Raw genomic sequence first — 19,351 nt, 5'->3', positions numbered from 1 at the left:
TATCCGAACTACAAGCTTTTTCTTTTTTGATTAACGCCACCAAATCCAAGTCCAAAAGTAATTTCGTATATTTCGAGGAGTAATGCGTATGAAACGTTCACCGTCAAAGAAACAATTTAAATTTGGAAGTGTTTCATCTGGATTTTCTGGAATAAAGGTGACGATGTTTTCGTTACTTGTAATGGTTACTGTGATTGGTGGATCGGTAGGAGAGACTTGAAGTTGTAAAGAAACGTTTGCCGTGTTTTTAAATTCATTATTAATAGGTGGACTTATCACTTGTACTGTGAATAACACGATAATTGTTTCGTTCGGTTCCAAATTAGTAGCGACTAGGAAACCGATATTCGGATTCGCTAGTGGAGAGCGTTCCCCATTAATGAAGACCGTACCGTTCATAAATTGTAAACCTGCAGGAATGGTGTCTTGTAAAGAAATGTTTGTAATTGAAAATTCCGAGGTATTCGTAATATGCACCGTATAATCAAAATATTGGTTTAAATAAGCTGAGCTAACGGAAGCGTTTTTAAGCACAGTTGCAGTTATAAATTGAACTGGTATGCGAACAATGTTCGAATTAACGATGAAAGTAATAATCGGATCCTGTGGCGTCAGTTGGAAAGCAGCTGTAACTGTTGCAGAATTGATAATTGTACTGTTTGAAGGGATAGAAGTTACGAGAACTTTAAATGTTATAGTTGCTACTCCATCTGCAGGTAAAGCGCCGATATTAATACCAGTGTCTGGACGGATATTTGGGATTTGGGTACCGTTAATGGTTACACTATTTTCTATAAATGTTGTACCAGCTGGAATCATATCTAAAACGGAAGTATTTACTGTAGGAATTGGGGAATGATTAAATATCTCTAATGTGAATGTAATAATATCTCCTATAACGACAATAGATTTGTCAGCGTTTTTCTCAATGCGCACCATTGGATCGATGAGTGTTGTTGTAACGGTATTTGTTTGCTTTGTAATTGTAATAGGTGGTTCATTCGGATCAATGGTAACAGTATAGGAAACAGAAGCATCGTTATTGATTGCAGATTGAAGAGTCGAAGAAGATATTGTTATTTGGAACGTAATGATAACAGATTCATTAGGAGCAAGGTTTCCTAATGTAATACCGTTTTCAGGATTCGCATTCGGTTGATTGATTCCGTTAATCGTAACACTGCTAGTAACGAAGGTTGTATCTACTGGTACGGTGTCTACAACGAAAAGATCTTCAATCGTTACATTGCCACTATTAGTAATTGTAATTGTATACGTTAAAGTTTGACTAGGTAATGCATTCGTGGCATTAACAGATTTTATGGCAACGACATTATCATTTTGGACAGTTGTTGTCACAGTATTTGTTGTAGTCGTATTTGTAACAGGTAAGTTATTTGGATTGACTATATAGTTAAAAGTAGTAATTGCTTTGTTGTTGAGCTCATTTGGTGTTGGAATAGAAGTTACAGTTACTTGGAATGAAGCGATAGTATTTCCACCTACAATTATAATGCCAATTGGTATGCCGCTTACTGGATTAACTCCCGGAAGAGTTTCTCCGTTGACAATGACGCTATTTTCTATAAACGTAGTACCTTGAGGAATAATATCTTGAATGATTACATCATTTGCTGCAACATTACCAGTTTGATTTAATGTAATCGTATACGTTAACGTATCACCAACCGTTGCAAATGCAAGGTCAACAGCTTTATTACTATTCAAATTCGCATGATTAATTTCTGTTACAGCAGCTGATGAAATAATAGTTTCGGTAATAGGTGGTTGATCTGGTACCGTGTATTCATATTCAATTGCACTCGTGTTAGAGATTGGATTTGTTTGCGGAATCGAAATAACCCGGACTTGGAATAGAATAGTTGCTGTTGTATTAGGCGGAATGTTATCAATTGGTATACCGCTAAGTGGATTGTCATTTGGCCGAGCGTTGCCATTTACAATAACACTATTCTCTATAAAGCTCGTATTTGCTGGGATGATATCTGTAACGATAATGTTTTCCACTTGTATATTTCCGTTATTTATGATGGGAATTGTATAAGGGATAATAGTTTGTAGGTCAGCGTATTGGATTGGCGTTGTTTTTGTCGCAATTACATTAGCAGAAATAACTTCAGTGAAGGTAATATTACTAGTCGATATTTGTTCTTCCCCGTTTATTGTATAGCGGGAAGCTGATTGATTTTGAATGCGACCGCTAGCTGGAAGAGCTACGACGGTAACAGAAAATGTGACTGGGATAGAAATGTCAGGAGCAATCGTTCCTACAAGTATACCGGTACTTGGATTGGCGTTAAGCTGCGGAATGTTATTTACTAAAACGCTACCGTCTATAAAGGTTGTTCCATCAGGAATATTGTCTGTAAATACAACAGCAGTAGCATCTGTATTCCCTGTATTCGTTAAAGTTGTTGTATAAGTTAAAATGTCACCAATCGTTACAGAAGTTAAATCAACAGTTTTCAGTGAAACGATATCAGCGTCATTAATTTGAACGAAAGTAGTATTGGAAGTAGTAGATTTTTGAATTGGTGCAAAGTCAGGATTGAAAATAAAGTCGTAGACGATGTTTGCAGTATTAGGTGTTGGATTTACAGCAGGTAAATTCGTAACGGAAACTTGGAATGTTATTGTTGTCGATTGACCTGACGCGATATTAGCAATGGAAAAGCCGATATTCGGATCTGCTGCAGGAAGTACAGTATTGTTAACTATTACACTTCCCGGAATAAATACTGTTCCATCTTCTATAGTATCTGTAAAAAAGATGGAGTTAGTTGTAGTGGATCCGTTATTTTGGATTAATACTGTATATTCAATGATTTCATCAATATTAGCTAATACTTTATTAGCGGATTTTGTAGCGATAAGAATAGCGTCAATAAATTGTATATTTGTACTATTGGAAGAGGTCGTTTCTGAAATTGGTGGTGAGCTTGGATCCGGTTGATATTCATAGTGAATGACAGCGATATTATTAATATTATTTTGTGAAGGTATAGAGACTACATTTACTTGGAACGTAACGATAATCGTATTATTTGGAAGGATAATGCTAAGGGTGATTCCAGTAATTGGATTTTCGTTAGGTCGTGTTATGCCATCTACAAGGATGCTATTTGGAACGAATGTGGTTCCAGCTGCAATTGCGTCAATAAGTAGTGCATTTGTAATAGGTACTGTACCAGCGTTTGTAACTGCGACTGTATATGTGATAATTTGGCCGATACGTGTAATGGATCTATTAGCGGATTTAATTGCACTAACATTTGCCGTCCGCACTTCAGTGTTTACTGCATTTGATAACGATCTACGCTGAATAATTGGAGAACTAGGGTCAATTTGGTATTCATATGAAGTGTCTGAAATGTTAATGACCGTATTGCCGGAAGGTATACTTGTAAGTTGTACTTGGAATGAAATAGTGACTGTTTCATTTGGTTGTATCGTGCCGAGAGTTACTCCGTTTTCAGGATTCGCGCCAGGCTGAATCACATTATTTATTGATAAGCTATCTTCAATGAATATCGTACCTTCTGGAATGTTATCAATGAACATAGTATTGTTAGCTGGAACGGTTCCTATATTTTGTAGTGTATTTGTATAGGTAATAATTTGCCCAATTGATACGAAAGTTACATCCGCGTTTTTAACAGAAATAATATTTGCATTTTGAAGTGATGTTGTAACAATGTTAGAATTTGCAGAGCGATTCACCGGTGGAGCTGTAGGAATACTTACATATTGGTAATTTGCAGAAGATTGATTTACAATTTCGGTTTCAGTAGGTGGATTGTTTGTTTGCACTTGAAATAGTATTGTTTTGGAACTGTTTGCTGGAATCGTTCCAATTGGTATTCCGTTTTCTGGATTTACACCTGGTTGCAGGACACCGTTAATTGTGACACTATCGGGAACGAATGTAGTCCCAGCTGGAATAGAATCTGTAAAAATAATATTTATTGCGTCAACATTGCCGATATTTTTCACTTCAGAAATATAAAGTATAGTTCCGCCAATATCTACAGTTATTGGATTGGATGTTTTTGTAATTGTCAATTGTGCTTGCACAAAATTTGTAATGACAATATTACTTGTAGATGTTTCAGTAATAGGCGGCTGGCTTGGATCTGGTTGAATTGTATATGTTGTATTGGATTGATTTGTAATAGAATCTTGCGAGAATGAATTATTAATAAGAATTTGAAACGAAATAAGGTGAGTAGCGTTTGCTACAAGGTTAGGCAAAGTAACACCTACGTTTGGATTGGCACCAGGTATAGCTGTTCCGTTAAGTGTAAAACTATTTTCTACGAATGTAGTCCCATTTGGAGTAGAATCTAAAAATGAGAGATTAGTTGCTGAGATATTTCCGTTATTTTCTAATGTTATCGTGTAGGTCAAAATATCGCTAGTTGTTGCTTGTTGTGCATTGACTGCTTTTAAAGAAATGATAGTCGCATCTGAAATTTGTGTGGATGCTGGATTAGAAGTAATTGTACGAGAGATGATAGGAGAGGTTGGATCGGCGATAAAAGTATAGTCAATACGGGCTGTATTAGAAATTGGATTCACGCTTGGAATGGATTGAACGATAACTTGGAATGTGACGGTGACGATTTCTGACGGCGCGATGGCGTTTAATGGTATCCCTACGTTTGGATCGGCACCTGGAACGGAAACGCTATTAATGGTCACGCTATTAGGAATAAATGCAGTTCCTTCTGGGACCAAATCTGTTAAATTAACTGTATTTGCAGTTGTATTTCCGTTATTTTGAACGACTACTGTGTAAGTGATTGTACCGTTAGTAGATTGTACGAGAGAATCTGTATTTTTAATTACGGATAACGATGCATCAACGACAGCTGTATTAACCGTATTAGATGAGGATGTTGCTGTAACTGGAGGTTGACTTGGATCGACAATATACGTGTAACTTGTAATGGCTTGATTTATAATCGCCCCTTGCGGTGGAATAGAACTTGCAAGAAATTGGAACGTAATAGTAGCAGAATCACCTGGTGCGATAATACCAACTGGAATACCGAGAGTTGGACTTGTATTTGGAAGTGAAATTCCATTTAACGTAACGCTATTTGGAACGAATACTGCACCTACAGGAACTCCGTTTATGAGCAATACAGAATTTGCAGGGAAGTTTCCGGTATTTGTTAATGTTGCTGTATACGTAATTATATCTCCGATGGATACGATTGATCGATTTGCTTCTAAAACAGTAGTAACGGTAGCGTTATTAATTTGTGTTGAAGCGCCATTAGAATTTATTGTGCTTGTAACAGGAGGAGCTGCCGGGTCAACAATGAATGTGAATTGAATAGATGCAACGTTTGTAATTGGGTTTGAGGGTGGAGTAGATGTGACTATGACTTGGAAAGTAACAGTTAAGGAACTGTTCGTACTAACGGTTCCGATATTAACTCCGTTATTTGGATTTGCCCCTGGAATGATACTTCCATTTACAGAAAAACTATTTTCAACAAAGGTCGTTCCAGCTGGAATAAGATCTGAGAAATTTAGATTCGTAGCTTTTGTATTGCCGCTGTTTTGAATCAAAACTGTATAAGTGATTGTGTCTCCGATATTCGCAAAGGCTGTATTAGCAGTTTTTACAGCTGAAAGTATCGCTGAATTAATAGAAGTAACGAAGACGTTCGTTTCCACATTGCCAGGCTGGGCTTGTAATGAATTGCCTACGTTATATTGGAAGTTAACAAATCCTAAGTTTTGGAGTTCAGGTGTAAACGTTGTTGGATTGCTTACAATTTGAACTTGGAATATGATTGTTACGATTTCATTTGGAGTTATCGTATTTATGCCAACACCGCTAATAATAGAAGCGGATGGTAATGGAGTGCCATCAACAACAACTGATCCAGCAACAAATTGTGTCCATGTTGGTAAAGGATCTGAAAAAATAACGTTGTTAGCAGGAATATTTCCTGTGTTTGTAATAGTAGTTGTATACGTAATCGTATCACCGATAGTTGCAAAAGCTTTATCTCCTATTTTAATAGTGTTTAAAATAGCACTTTCAATTTTTGTTGTAACGTTGTTAGAAGTAATATCTTTTGAAACTGGAGGATTTGCTGGATTAACGATATGTTGGAAGCTAACGCTAGCTTGGTTGGAAATTGGATTTATAGGAGGAATTTCATTGGCATTAATATGAAATGCTACGATGACAGATTGGTTTGGCGCGATATCACCAATTGGAACACCTGTAATTATATTTGCATTGGGGATGCTAATTCCGTTAAGTGTAAAACTATTCGGTTCAAAGGAAGTTCCGGCTGGAATAAGGTCGGTAAAAATAACATTCGTTGCACTAACATTTCCGCTATTTGTAATTGTAACGGAGTAGACGATATCCTGCCCGATATCTATCGTTTCCGCATTTGAATTTTTTTGTGCAGTAAGGATAGCACTATTAATTTGTGTTGTCGTTGTATTCGATTGATTGGAAGTTGTAATAGGTGACTGGCTAGGATCAACGACATAATGATATGTGGTAGAAGCAAAATTAGAAATTGGATTAAGTGTTGGAAGTGTAGTAACAGTTGCTTGGAATGTAACGATTGCCGTATTACCCCCATTAATTGAACCTATGTTTACACCAGTAGACAAATCAGCGTTTGGAATGGTTTGCCCATTAACTGTGAAACTGTTTGGAATGAAACTTAAATTGCTATCAAGAATATCGATAATAATTACATCAGTTGCAGCCACATTCCCTGTATTAGGAAGGTTAAGTGTAAATGTTATTGTATTACCAACATCCGCAAAAGTAAGATTTGCTGTTTTTGTACTAATAATATTTGCGTTGTTTATTTGAAGAAGTGTAGTGTTGGAGCTAGCTGTATTCGATACCGGCGGATTACCTGGATCAACAGTAAACTCATATGTCGTTGATGCTGTATTCGGTGCTGGATTAATAGGTGGAATGCTGTTCACTGTAACTTGAAAGACGATACTATATATTTCATTTGGTGGAAGTGCTGCAAGTAATACACCTGTATTTGGATCCGCATTAGGTTGTAAAATGCCATCGACAGTTAATGTGTTAGGAACAAATGTGAGTCCACTTGGTAATACATCTGTGAATACAATATTAGTTGCATCCGTATTGCCTACATTGGCAATAGAAGTAGTGTAAAAAGCAGTTTGCCCGATATCTACAAAGGATACACTTTCATTTTTCGTCATAGATAATATGGCTTCTCTAATTTGTGTTGAAACAGGATTACTAATTGAAGTTTCTGCATCAGGCGGTGAGACTAATTGGTACGATGTCGATGAGAAATTTACAATTGGATTTTCAGTTGGTAATGAGGTCACGTTTACTTGGAAGGAAACATTTACTGTAGACCCAGCTGTTATAGACCCAATATTTACACCGTTCGTTGGATTCGCACCACTTTGAGGAATTCCATTGATAGAAAATGTGTTTGTAATAAATGCAGTTCCACTCGGCACGTTATCTGTGAATATAACATTTTGTGCGGATGAATTTCCATTGTTTGTTAAAGTGACAGTATAAGTGAGTGTGTCTCCGATATGACTAAATGATTTATCAACTTGCTTTGATGAAAGAATGGTAGCTGTATTAATTGTAGTGAACACTGTGTTTGAAGTAGCAGTTCTTGAAACAATAGGTGCATTTGGATCAGCGATAAATGTGTAAGAAGCAGTCGCGGAATTGGCAATAGGATTTTGGGCTGGTGTAGAAGTAGCGGTAACTTGAAATGCAATAGATATTGAGCTGTTAGGAGCAATTGATCCAATCGTTATACCTGTATTAGGATTAAGACCAATTTGTGTGATGCCATCTATTGTAATGCTATCAGTAATAAACGTTGTGCCATCTGGTATAAGGTCAGTGAAAGTAATGTTAGTTGCATTTGTATTACCACTATTCTTTAAAATGGTCGTATAGGTAATGGTATCACCTAGTGTTACAAGCGTTTGATCGACTGATTTTACCATCGTTATCATGGCATCTAGTACAGGATTTGTAACGATATTCGTTGAAGTAGAAGTTGTAATAGGAGCTCCGCTTGGATCAACAGTATAAGAATATAAAATTGTGTCATTATCCATAATCGAGCTTGAAGGGGGAATAGAAATAACATTTACTTGGAAAGTAACAGTTACTGTTTCACCGGGTGCGATATTTGGTAAATTTACTCCAAGTGCTGGTTGCGCACCAGGTTGCTGGATACCATTTATTGTGACCGAATTTGGTATAAATGTAGTGCTAGCTGGAATAGCGCTTGTAAATGTTACATTTGTAGCTGGTGCATTTCCTGTATTCGTAATAGTAGTTGTATACGTAACTGTATCACCGACGGAAATGATTGATTTATCAGCGCTTTTTGTCGCTGTTAATATTGCACTATTTATTGTCGTAGTAACGGTATTAGATGAAGCGGTTTGTGTTATAGCGGGTTGACTTGGATCGACAATATGCTGAAATTGTACAGAACTAGAATTAGAGATTGGATTTATACTTGGAATGTTTGTCACAAGGACATTTATCGTAATAGTAGCCGTACCACCTGGATTTATATTTCCAATCTGAATCCCGTTTGCCGGATTGCCAATTTGCTGCGTACCAGAATCATTTATAAGAGTGCCAGATATAAATGTCGTTCCATTAGGCAAAATATCCGTGAAAATTATATTTTGTGAAGTGACATTTCCAGGGTTATTTAATGTAATTGTATAAGAAATTGTATCGCCGATCGTTGCGAAATTTTTATCCGCGGATTTAACCGCTACAATTTCTCCGGAATTTATTTGTGTCGAAACAGAATTGGATGTTGTACTTCGTGAAACGAGTGGTAAATTAGGTCCTGTCATAAATTGATAATTAATAGAAGCACCGTTTACAACCGGTGAGTTTGGTCCCCCAGGCCCAATTGTGAAAATTGGATTTGGAATACTAACTACTTGCACGCGGAAGGTGACGTTTATAAAATCTCCTGCAATAATATCCCCAATTGGTATCCCATTCGCTGGATTTACCCCAGGTAATAAAACCCCACCTACTCGAACGCTATCTTCTATAAATACTGTATTATTTGGAATCGGATCTGTAAAAATGATATTAGTAGCAGTCACGTTCCCGATATTTTCTAATAAAACTGTATACGTTAAAAATGAATTTCCAGGCGCAACGTCAGAGAATAGACGATCCACACTTTTCGTTGCTTGAATAATTGCTTCATTTATTTGAACTAAGACGGGGTTACTAGTAGCTGTTTCTGTAACAGGCGGCTCGGTAGGATCAATAATAATAGAGTATGTTGTGCTAGATTGGTTCATCGTAGGGTTTGAAGCTGGTATTGAACCGACAATGGCTTGGAAACTAATGGTTGTCGTTCCTCCAACTGGAATTGGGTCTAAAGGAATCCCGCTATCGGGCCTAAATCCAAGTTGTGGGATGGTATTAATTTGTACGCTATCAGGCACGAATGAAAGTTCAGGTGGTAATATATCTATAAAAACAGGTGTGTTTGCAGTTGTATTTCCGCTATTGGTAAGGGTTGTTGTATACGTAATTGTATCTCCAACAGCAGCAAATGCACTGCTCGCAGTTTTTGTTGCGATAACGGAAGCAGTATTTACTTGTGTAAAAGTTTTATTGGATTTAACTGTTCGTGAAACAGGTGGTTCATTAATATCTACAATAAAATTATATTGAAGCGATGATTTATTAGGGATTGGATTAGGATTTGGAATCGTTGTAATGTTTACTTGAAAGCTGAGTATAACTGATGCATTTGAATTTATGTTACCGATATTGATACCATTTTGTGGATTTGCATTAGGAATGGTTGTTCCATTTACTGTAAAACTATTTGGAATAAACGTTGTACCATCTGGAATTAAATCTGTAAAAATAACATTGTTTGCGGTAGTGTTACCGGAATTAGTAATGGTAGAAGTGAAAGTAAGTGTATCTCCAATAGTAGCGAATGTTGAATTGACAGTTTTATTTATAGATAGAGTAGCATCAATAATTGGAGTAACCGTTGTGTTTGTAATTGTACTACCAACAGCAGGTGATTGGTTTGGGTTCACTGTATATTCATAATTTACAAGGGCATTATTTGTTAATGTGCCACTAGATGGTATCGCTAAAATTTGTGCTTGAAAAGTAATGAATACAGTATCTCCTGGCGGAATATCTGCTAAGTGAACACCAAGTGATGGATCTAATCCTGGTTGTGGAACATTATTGATAGTTACGGAGTTTTGGACAAATGAAGCGCCCGCACCAAGTCCATCTGTTAAAACAGTTGCACTAGCAGGGATATTACCTGTGTTTGTAACTGCAATCGTATAGGTAACGATATCTCCAATTGCAGCTGTCGGTGTATTCACTGATTTAGTAGCGACGATCGTAGCGTTATTAATTTGAGTTGTTATTACGTTACTTACCGTATTGGAGGATGCTGGAGGTAAGTTAGGATTTACAATATATTGGTACGTTGTATTACTTTGGTTCGGGATTGGATTTGGACTAGGGATGGAATTTACTATTACTTGAAATGAGATTGTTGTATTTGTATTGGGGTTTATTGGATCAATTGCTACGCCATTTGCTGGATTTACATTAGGGAGTGTATTCCCATTTACTGTTACACTATTAGGAATAAACGATGTCCCGTTTGGAATTACATCTGTAAATATTACATTTGATGCAAGTGTGTTCCCACTATTCGTTAAAGTAGTCGTGTACGTAATAATATCATTTACGTTAGCAAACTGTTTATCTGCAGATTTTGTAGCGGCAATTGAGGCGTTATTAATAGTTGTCTGTACCGTGTTAGAAGCCACCATCTGCATTACAGCTGGTTTGGATGGATCGTACGTATATTGGAATGTTGTGCCTGATTGATTTGTAATCGGATTTACAGCAGGGATATTTGGTACAAAAACCTGGAATGAAACGGTACGTGATGAATTCGTCCCGATCGTACCGATCAAAATACCGTTAGCAGGATTTGCATTTGCTATAGGGACATTGTTAATCGTTACAGTATTAGGAATGAACAGGGTACCCGCTGGAATGATATCTGTAAACGTTACATTAGAAGCAGGGATATTCCCGTTATTTGTTAAAATAGTCGCATATAATATGACATCACCAACATCAGCGAAATTTGTGCTCGTTAGTTTTGTAGCAACGATATTAGCAGTATTAATTTGTGTAGTTACTATATTGCTAGCAGCGTTTCTAACAACAGCAGGTAAACTCGGATCAGCGATAAAGCTATATTGAAGTGAAGCGCTATTTTGAATTGGATTTGGTGAAGGTAGCCCATTTGCACTTATTTGAAAAACAATCGTTGTAAAACCACCAGCAGGAATGGAGCCGACTTGAAGGCCGGTACTTTGGTCTGCACCTAGCTGTAAAGCGCCACCTATAAAAATACTATTTGGTACGATAGTGGTGCCGGGAGGGATTATATCGGTAACAATAACATTGTTTGCTGTAGTATTGCCAAGGTTAGCTAAGGAAATTGTATATGTGATTGGTTGCCCGACATCGGCAATGGTTAAATCTACCTCTTTGACAATAACAACATTTGCTAAATTAATTTGTGTACTTACAGTGTTACTTAAAGATGTTTCTATAGTTGGTGGATCGCCCGGATTTAGAATAAAGCTATACTGTGTACTAGATGAATTTATTGTTGGATTTTGTGTTGGTAAAGAGGTAACAATTACTTGATAAGAGACGGTAAGGGAGCCGTTAGCAGGAATGGAAGGTAACGGAACACCTATATTTGGATCTGCGTTATTTTGGAGTACACCGTTAATAAGGAAAGTGTTTGGAATAAAGGTAGTGCCATCTGGATTTGTATCTACGAAAGTTGGACTATCAGCAGAAACACTTCCTGCATTCGTTAAAATAACGGTATAAGTTAATATATCTCCAACGGTAGCGAACTCTCGATCCACTGATTTTGCCGAAATGACATTTGCATCGTTTACTTGAGTAAATGTAGTAGTTGAAGTTGTATTTTTACTTACAGGTGAAGCATTTGGATCAACAATAAAGTTATAGGAAATGGAAGCGCTATTTGAAATAGGATTTGGGTTTGGAATGCTAATTATTAATACTTGGAATGAAGCTGTAATTGTACTACTAGCATTGATACTACCAATATTAATGCTAGCTGGTGTTGCACCCGGCTGAGTAATACCGTTAACTATAACACTGTTTGGTACAAAGGAAGTACCGTTCGCAATTGAATCGGATAGTAATACATTGTTCGCCGCAACATTTCCATCGTTTGTAAGAGCAAAGGTGTAAGTTAATACATCTCCAACTTCCGCAAACGTTTTATCTACAGATTTACTAGCATGAAGATTTGCTAGTCTAATTGTTGATGTAACAGAATTAGAATTTGCAGTTTTTGAAGTTGGTGGCAGGCTTGGATTTACAGTGTAAATATAAGAGGCGAAAGCGTTATTAATGATAGGGTTTTGTGCAGTAATATTGATGACTGTTACTTGGAAGGATAAGGTGAAAGTAGCTCCGCCAGGAATTGTGCCGATAGGTAAAGCAACGAGAGAATCTACATTTTGCAAAACTCCGTTGAGCGTTACAGAACCTAATGTTAATATCGTTCCATTTGGAAGTGGATCTGTTAGTTGAACGTTATTAGCGGCCGTATTTCCACTGTTTGTAATAAGGATTGTATAACTTATCGTTTCGCCAATTGTGGCAAATTGTTTATTTGTAGACTTTGTTAATGTTAAATTCGCATTGTTAATTTGAGTAGTAACGATGTTAGAAGAAATGTTTTTCATAATGGGTGATTGGCTAGGGTTAACGGTGTACTGATAAGAAGCGCTTGATCCGTTAGATACGGCATTTGACGTGGGTATTGTGTTTACTACTACTTGAAATGAAACACTTTTGGTTGTGCCAGTTGGGATGGATCCTATGTTCACACCATTAGCGGGATTAGCGCCAACTTGTGTCGAGCCATCTATTGTTAAACTGTTTAGGACAAAAGTTGTTCCTGTAGGAATGACATCTGTAAAAATAACATTGTTCGCATTCGTATTACCTGTACCTGTAAAGGCAACAGTGTAAGTCAGTGTATCGCCAATATCTGCATAGTTTTTATCTACTGCTTTCGTCATTGTTACAGTAGCATTATTCACTTGCGTGGAGACAATATTCGTCGTATCAGTCCCGCTTACTGCCGGCTGGTTTGGTACAGGAATGTATTGATATGTTGTTGTACCACTATTTAATATTGGATTTGTTTGTGGGATAGAAGGAACGAATACTTGAAAGGAAATAGTAGTAGTAGAATTTGCAGCAATAGATCCAATTGATATACCATTAGCGGGATTTGCTCCAGCTTGAGTAACTCCGTTAACAGTTACACTCCCTGGAATGAAAGTAGTCCCGCTAGGAATCGGATCTGTATATATAACATTAGTTGCAGCGATATTTCCTATATTAGCTAAGGAAATACTGTACGTTAACGTTTCACCAATGTCGGTAAAAAGTTTGTTAACTGATTTTGTTCCATTAATATCTGCGAGGTTAATTTGTGTTCCAGCAGAGTTGCTTGTTGCAAGACCGTTAAAAGTCGTTCCTCCGGCAATCGGTGTATATTGAAATGTAATATTAGCAGTGTTAGAGATAGGATTTTGACTTGGAAGAGAAACGACAGTCGCTTGGAAAGCTACTGTACGAGAAGAGCCATTATTAATTGTCCCCAGAGATATACCGGCGACCGGATTTGCGTTTGTTTGTGGTACGTTATCTATCGTTACGCTTCCAGGTATAAAGGAAGTACCGTTAGGGAGAACATCTGTAAAAGTAACGTTATTTGCAGGAAGAAGCCCGGTGTTAGGAACAGTAACTGTATAGGTTAGAATATCTCCAATTGTAGCGACACTTTTATTCACGCTTTTAGTTGCTTGTATATTAGGTGAGTTTATATTGATTTGTAAACCGACTGTATTTAACATATATGCATCCCCGTTAGTAGTTAAACGAATTGCGGCAGATACTTGGGAATTTGTTAAATAAGGAGAAATATCAATGGAAGTAATGTCCCATCCTTGTCTTCCAGCGGAGATATTTGTACTTGTAGAGGCACTCTGGTTTCGTGTTCCAAATGTACCAGTTGTATCTAAGTTTCCTGCAGCATTATTAATTTGAGAACCGAAGAAATTATTAACAGCATTATTTGGCCCAGATAATGCATTTAATGAACTGAAATTTGGTCCAAATAAAGCTTGATCCCCAGTTAAATCAGCATCCCCTTCAGTAGAACTTAAAAATAATCTCCCGCTTACAGGTCCCCCGGCAGGTGTTAAAAACCCTGAGACAGATACATCTGCACTACCGGTTTCTACAGAAACACGGTTACCAGCTACGTAAATTGTTAAATTTCTTGCGGGTAAGGAACCGTTTTGATAAGCGACAATAAGCGTCCATCCTGCAGAATTAATGGCTCCATTAGAAGCGTCTAAAGGATCTACAAGTCCAGGAACAGAACCTGTTGTATAAGATCCAGATCCAGCAGCTTGAACGAGTGACGTTACATCCGCTGATCGTGTATAAAATCCAAATGTGACAGATCCAGAAACGAATGTTTGATTTGAAGCTGTAACAGCCGAAGGGGTAATTGAGTATGTTGACACAGGTGTTGTAAAAGAAACGGGGTTTCCTAATACACTCGTAATGTTTTGATCCCGAGATAAATAGTTTCCACCCCAAACGAGTTCTGCGTAAAGAATAGTACTACCAGCAGGGATATTCAAAATAGCGGTAGAACTATTTTGTGTATAGTTTAACGTTGTACCTGCAGGAAAAGTAGTTACTTGTAAAGCGGTATTCGTAGTTACGAATGCACCAATTGCACCGATTGTACCAGCACGGTTTAGATTGCTAATTTTACTTAAACCTAGTGTGTTTCCTGTAATAGCGAGTGCGCCGTTAGTGGTGGTAGAAAATCGATTCGTAATGGGCATGTTGTCACCTCATTTACAATATAGTCTTGGTCAAAATAGGATATGTGTGTGACTGGTAAAGGGAAACATGTACAAGTTGATTTGATAATAATGATTTAAATGTCTAGATAAGGAGATGGAGAATGATTGAATTGAAAATGAGAGTGGAGCGTCTGAGGAAAGAAGATACAGAGGATATTGTTGCATTATCTTCATATATTGGATGGGATTATAACAGAGAAGAAGTTGAAACGATTTTTAACTCCGGTATTGTATACGGCGTATGGAATGAGAGAAAAAAACTTATTGCAAGCGCTGCAATTATATTATACGGAGAAGTGTTAGTGTCAATAGGAATGGTAATTGTACATCCAGATTATAAAGGAAGAGGGATTGGAAAGATAATAACGGATTCATGTGTTAAAAGCGTATCAACTCAAACCCCCATTATGCTTATTGCTACGGATGATGGGAAAATTTTATATAAAAAAATAGGATTCAGGGCTGTTAGTCATGTTTCTAAATACATATGTAACTCGTACAATGCGAATTACCATTGTGTAGGAAATGAAGAGTATATTGTGAATTATGAAGAACGTGATTTAGAAGAAATAATACAAATAGATAAAGATGCATTTGGAACAAATAGAGAAGAGTTTTTAAAGTATCGAATTATACAAAGTGAACAATGTATTGTTACAAAGGATGCACAACAAAATGTATTAGGATACGGTATAAGTATACAAACGCCAGAAAATAAAATAATAGGACCAATTGTTGCTAAAAATGATAAGATGGCAATGAGAATGGTACATTATTTAGTAAGAGAACATAATGGTAAATTGAGAATTGATGTACCAGAAGGAAAGAAAGATTTCATGAAAGAATTAGAGATTATCGGTTTTAAAAAGGTTAATACACCACCAATTATGATGAAAAATAGCGATAAATTATTAAAAAGGAATAATGAGCTATATAGTATTGCGGCACAAATTTTTGGATAAAAAAGAATCCTTCTGAATGAAGGATTCTTTTTCGTTAATCACGATATTGGTCGTGAGTTGGCTGAAAGAGATCTTCCTCGATATCTCTCACCATAGAAAAATGATCAACATTATAATGACCGTGTAGAGTTTTATTATGATGACCAATAATTTGCTCTGCAGACAATACGTTAGAATCAGTTGTTGAATGGCCATTTTTAATTAATGTGACATCAAAACCTTGTACAGTAGCTGTTCTAACAGCGGTGTCGATGCAATGTTCTGTTTTACATCCACCTATAACAAGATGTGTAACCTTCTCTTCTTTTAAAATTTCGTGTAAAGAAGTGCCATAGAATGAATTTGTTGCGGCTTTATTAATAAGGATTGCAGATTGAGGGATGTTAATTTGCTTATGTACTTCAAATCCTTCTCCTTTACCAGAAGCAACATCAGTATCCCTTATGAAAATAATAAGAGCATTTGAATCTATTGCTTGCTGTACAGCGGCATTTAGTGTAGCTAATAGCTCGGCTTTACGGAAAACTTCATTTTCTTGTTCATTTCCATCAATTAGTTCTTGTTGAGCATCAATAATTAATAGAGCTTGTTTCATTGTTTCTCCCCTTTAATACAGAATGATTTTCACTTTATATATTCCGTAATAGTGTATGAGAATCCTCTATCATTAGTGAAGTAGACGAGCGATTTACAAAGTTGTCAAAGAAATTTCATTCTCATAGAGTATAAGAACATGTATGATAGGAAGTGGAGAATTTTTGAGTAGGTGGGAATATTATGCAAACAGTAGAAGATTATCTTTCATTCTTACATACGAAAGGATTTAAATTATCAGAGGAAGCACACGGGTTTATTATGTTTGGACAAGGATATACTGGTGCATCTGATGGAATTGTGAACGTAGCAATAGAAGCGACGATTAAACATCAGTTACAGTTTGATGGCAGTTATTTTGTTGCGTTATTAGAACGATTGAAAGAGGAAGAAATTACAGATAAAAAAAGCGCTAAGGCTTTTATGCGGAAGTTACAAGCGTAACTTCACGCAGCCCGCGCTTCTTTTTTTGTTTTTGAAGGTAATTCAACAAAAATCATACCTAGGAAAATACATAAACAACCGATAATGGCAGAAATAGAAAGTTGTTCGTTTGCAACTAGAACGCCTGTTAATGCAGCAAAAACGGGCTCCATTGCGAAAATAATTGCTACTCTTGTTGGAGAAGTATGTTTTTGTGCCGATGTTTGAATGAAAAAAGCAATGGATGTCGCAAACAGGGAAGTTAGAAAGAGAGCGAATAAAAAGGAATGATTCGTCCATAGTGATACTGAAAATAACTTTTCCCAATCTTCAAACAAAAAAGCGCAAATAGAAGAAAATATACCAACAGCTAATACTTGAGATGTGCTTAATAATAAAGGAGAGATTCTTTTAGAAAAGAAGCCGTTAACAAGAATATGGGCAGCGAAAGCGACAGCGCAACCGAGAACGAGTATATCTCCAATGTTTAATTGAAAAGAATCACCAGCAGTTAATAAATATAAACCTGCTGTCGCTACAGCAATACCAAGTACGATGAAAATTGTAGCCCGCTGTTTTAAAAAGATAAAAGATAGGATTGGAACCATAACGATGCTAAGTCCAGTTAAGAAACCAGCTTTTGAAGAGGTTGTATAAAGTAAGCCGAATGTTTGTAATAAATAGCCAACACATAAAAAGAATCCAACAATCAATCCAGCGAGACTACTCTGTTTTATATCTTGTTTTGAATTTTTTTGTGAGAAAATCATTTGAACGAATAATAAAATAATTCCAGCGAATAAAAAGCGAATGCCATTGAAAGTAAATGGTCCGACAAAAGACATAGCATTTTGAACGACAACAAACGTAGCTCCCCAAATAAAAGAGACAAATAATAAAGCAAGAGGAGCAATCCACTCTTTTTTCACACTCATACCCCCGTTAATTTTGTAAGATAGCTTTTCTAGCTAATTCATCAGCAACTTTATTTTGACTACTTGGAATCCACTTAATAAAAAAGAGATCGAAACTTTTTATGTACTGCAGTGCTTCCTCTAATAGTGGTGCAAATATTTTATTTTTTGCGTATTCTTTTTCGACAGCTCGCTCGACAAGCTGCGAATCGGTACGAAAAGAGACAATGTTATAATTATGCTCCGTGCAATACTTTAATGCTGCAAGTAAAGCGTGGTATTCTGCTTCATGGTTGGACATTGTTCCAAGTGGTAATGACAATTGTACAGGTGGCTGTACTCCTTTAATAAAAACTCCCGCACCAGAAGGGCCAGGATTTCCTTTTGATGCACCATCGATATATACTTCAATCAAAATGAGAAACCTCCAGTTATAAGGTTATCCCCTACTTGAAAATTTTTTTAGAAGTAGGGGATAGAGTACTTATCCAATTGTAATGCTATAACGACATGTAAATGTTTCATTCGCTTGTAACGATTGAATTCCTTTTTTTTCTTTAAAATCTTTTGCTTGCTTTACTTCATCAGCAATTCCGTACCAAGGTTCAATACATAAGAAAGGTGCGTTATCTCCTGGTGTCCATACGCCGACAAATGGGAACCCATCAAATGCTACTTTTACAAATTTATTATGTTTATGTGAGCGAATAGAAATTTCATTCGTATTCATATTTTCAAAAATAAGCGCGTCATTTTTGAATAAATCATATGCCAGTGGAAATTCTTTCGTATTTTCAGCGATTAGTTGCTTTTCATTTGAAAGAAAAGGACCTTCTAATATGCTAGTTTCTAAACGTTCAGATCCGTTAAATGATAAATGATAATCTGTAAATGATTCGCCTTCTAATAAAGGACAGTTGAATCCAGGGTGTGCTCCGATTGAGAAGAACATCTCTTTTGAAGAAGGATTGTTTACTTCATATGTAACATGTATATTTTGTTCGTCTACTTCATAAGAAACGAGTAATTCAAATTCATATGGATACTTTTGTAACGTATCCTCATTACTAGTAACGACATAAGTAATTTTTGTTTCACTTTGTTCTTTAACAGAGAACGAAAGATCACGGGCAAAACCATGCTGTGTTAATGAATAAGGTTTATCTTCTACGTAGTATGTATTCTCTACTAATCGACCGACGATTGGAAACAAGATTGGTGCACGACGTCCCCAATAAGTAGAATCACCTTGCCATAAATATTCTGTGTTGTCTTCTTTTAAGCGAACGCTTTGTAATTCTGCACCTTTGTCAGAGATGGAAACGATCACTTTTTCATTTTGAATTGTTGCTGTCATGAAGTGAAACCTCCTAA

Annotated in this window: 7 protein-coding genes; 2 read left to right on the top strand and 5 right to left on the bottom strand. The window is 36.6% G+C overall.

The genetic code is table 11. The features are described 5' to 3' along the window. Positions 1 to 30 precede the first annotated feature (30 nt). Complete coding sequence (locus tag MKX77_RS16180) at positions 31 to 15,063, bottom strand: DUF7507 domain-containing protein (protein WP_341307228.1); 15,033 nt, start codon at positions 15,061 to 15,063, stop codon at positions 31 to 33. Between the two features lie 122 nt (positions 15,064 to 15,185). On the opposite strand from MKX77_RS16180, the gene MKX77_RS16175 reads away from it, so the two are divergent. Then, complete coding sequence (locus MKX77_RS16175) at positions 15,186 to 16,046, top strand: GNAT family N-acetyltransferase (RefSeq protein ID WP_341307227.1); 861 nt, start codon at positions 15,186 to 15,188, stop codon at positions 16,044 to 16,046. A gap of 34 nt (positions 16,047 to 16,080) precedes the next feature. Here MKX77_RS16175 and MKX77_RS16170 read toward each other — a convergent pair whose 3' ends face one another. Further along, a complete protein-coding gene (locus tag MKX77_RS16170) occupies positions 16,081 to 16,641 on the bottom strand; it encodes a cysteine hydrolase family protein (RefSeq protein WP_341307226.1) in 561 nt (186 codons plus the stop codon). Between the two features lie 182 nt (positions 16,642 to 16,823). On the opposite strand from MKX77_RS16170, the gene MKX77_RS16165 reads away from it, so the two are divergent. After that, complete coding sequence (locus MKX77_RS16165) at positions 16,824 to 17,084, top strand: DUF6123 family protein (RefSeq protein WP_002158528.1); 261 nt, start codon at positions 16,824 to 16,826, stop codon at positions 17,082 to 17,084. A gap of 2 nt (positions 17,085 to 17,086) precedes the next feature. Here MKX77_RS16165 and MKX77_RS16160 read toward each other — a convergent pair whose 3' ends face one another. The 3 genes from MKX77_RS16160 to MKX77_RS16150 form a co-directional block, all read right to left on the bottom strand. Beyond that, a complete protein-coding gene (locus MKX77_RS16160) occupies positions 17,087 to 17,992 on the bottom strand; it encodes a DMT family transporter (RefSeq protein ID WP_341307225.1) in 906 nt (301 codons plus the stop codon). Between the two features lie 13 nt (positions 17,993 to 18,005). Next, on the bottom strand, positions 18,006 to 18,392 hold the full coding sequence (locus MKX77_RS16155) for a reverse transcriptase-like protein (protein ID WP_341307224.1): 387 nt from the start codon (positions 18,390 to 18,392) through the stop codon (positions 18,006 to 18,008). Positions 18,393 to 18,461: 69 nt separating this feature from the next. Further along, positions 18,462 to 19,334 carry an aldose 1-epimerase family protein gene (locus MKX77_RS16150; RefSeq protein WP_341307223.1) on the bottom strand — a complete coding sequence of 291 codons (873 nt, stop codon included), beginning with the start codon at positions 19,332 to 19,334 and terminating at the stop codon, positions 18,462 to 18,464. Between the last annotated feature and the right edge of the window lie 17 nt (positions 19,335 to 19,351).

This window comes from Bacillus sp. FSL R9-9410 (assembly GCF_038050385.1).
GTDB classification, from domain to species: Bacteria; Bacillota; Bacilli; order Bacillales; family Bacillaceae_G; genus Bacillus_A; species Bacillus_A cereus_U.
The sequence above is the reverse complement of the archived record's forward strand: the minus strand, read 5'-3'. Positions and strand labels throughout refer to the sequence as shown.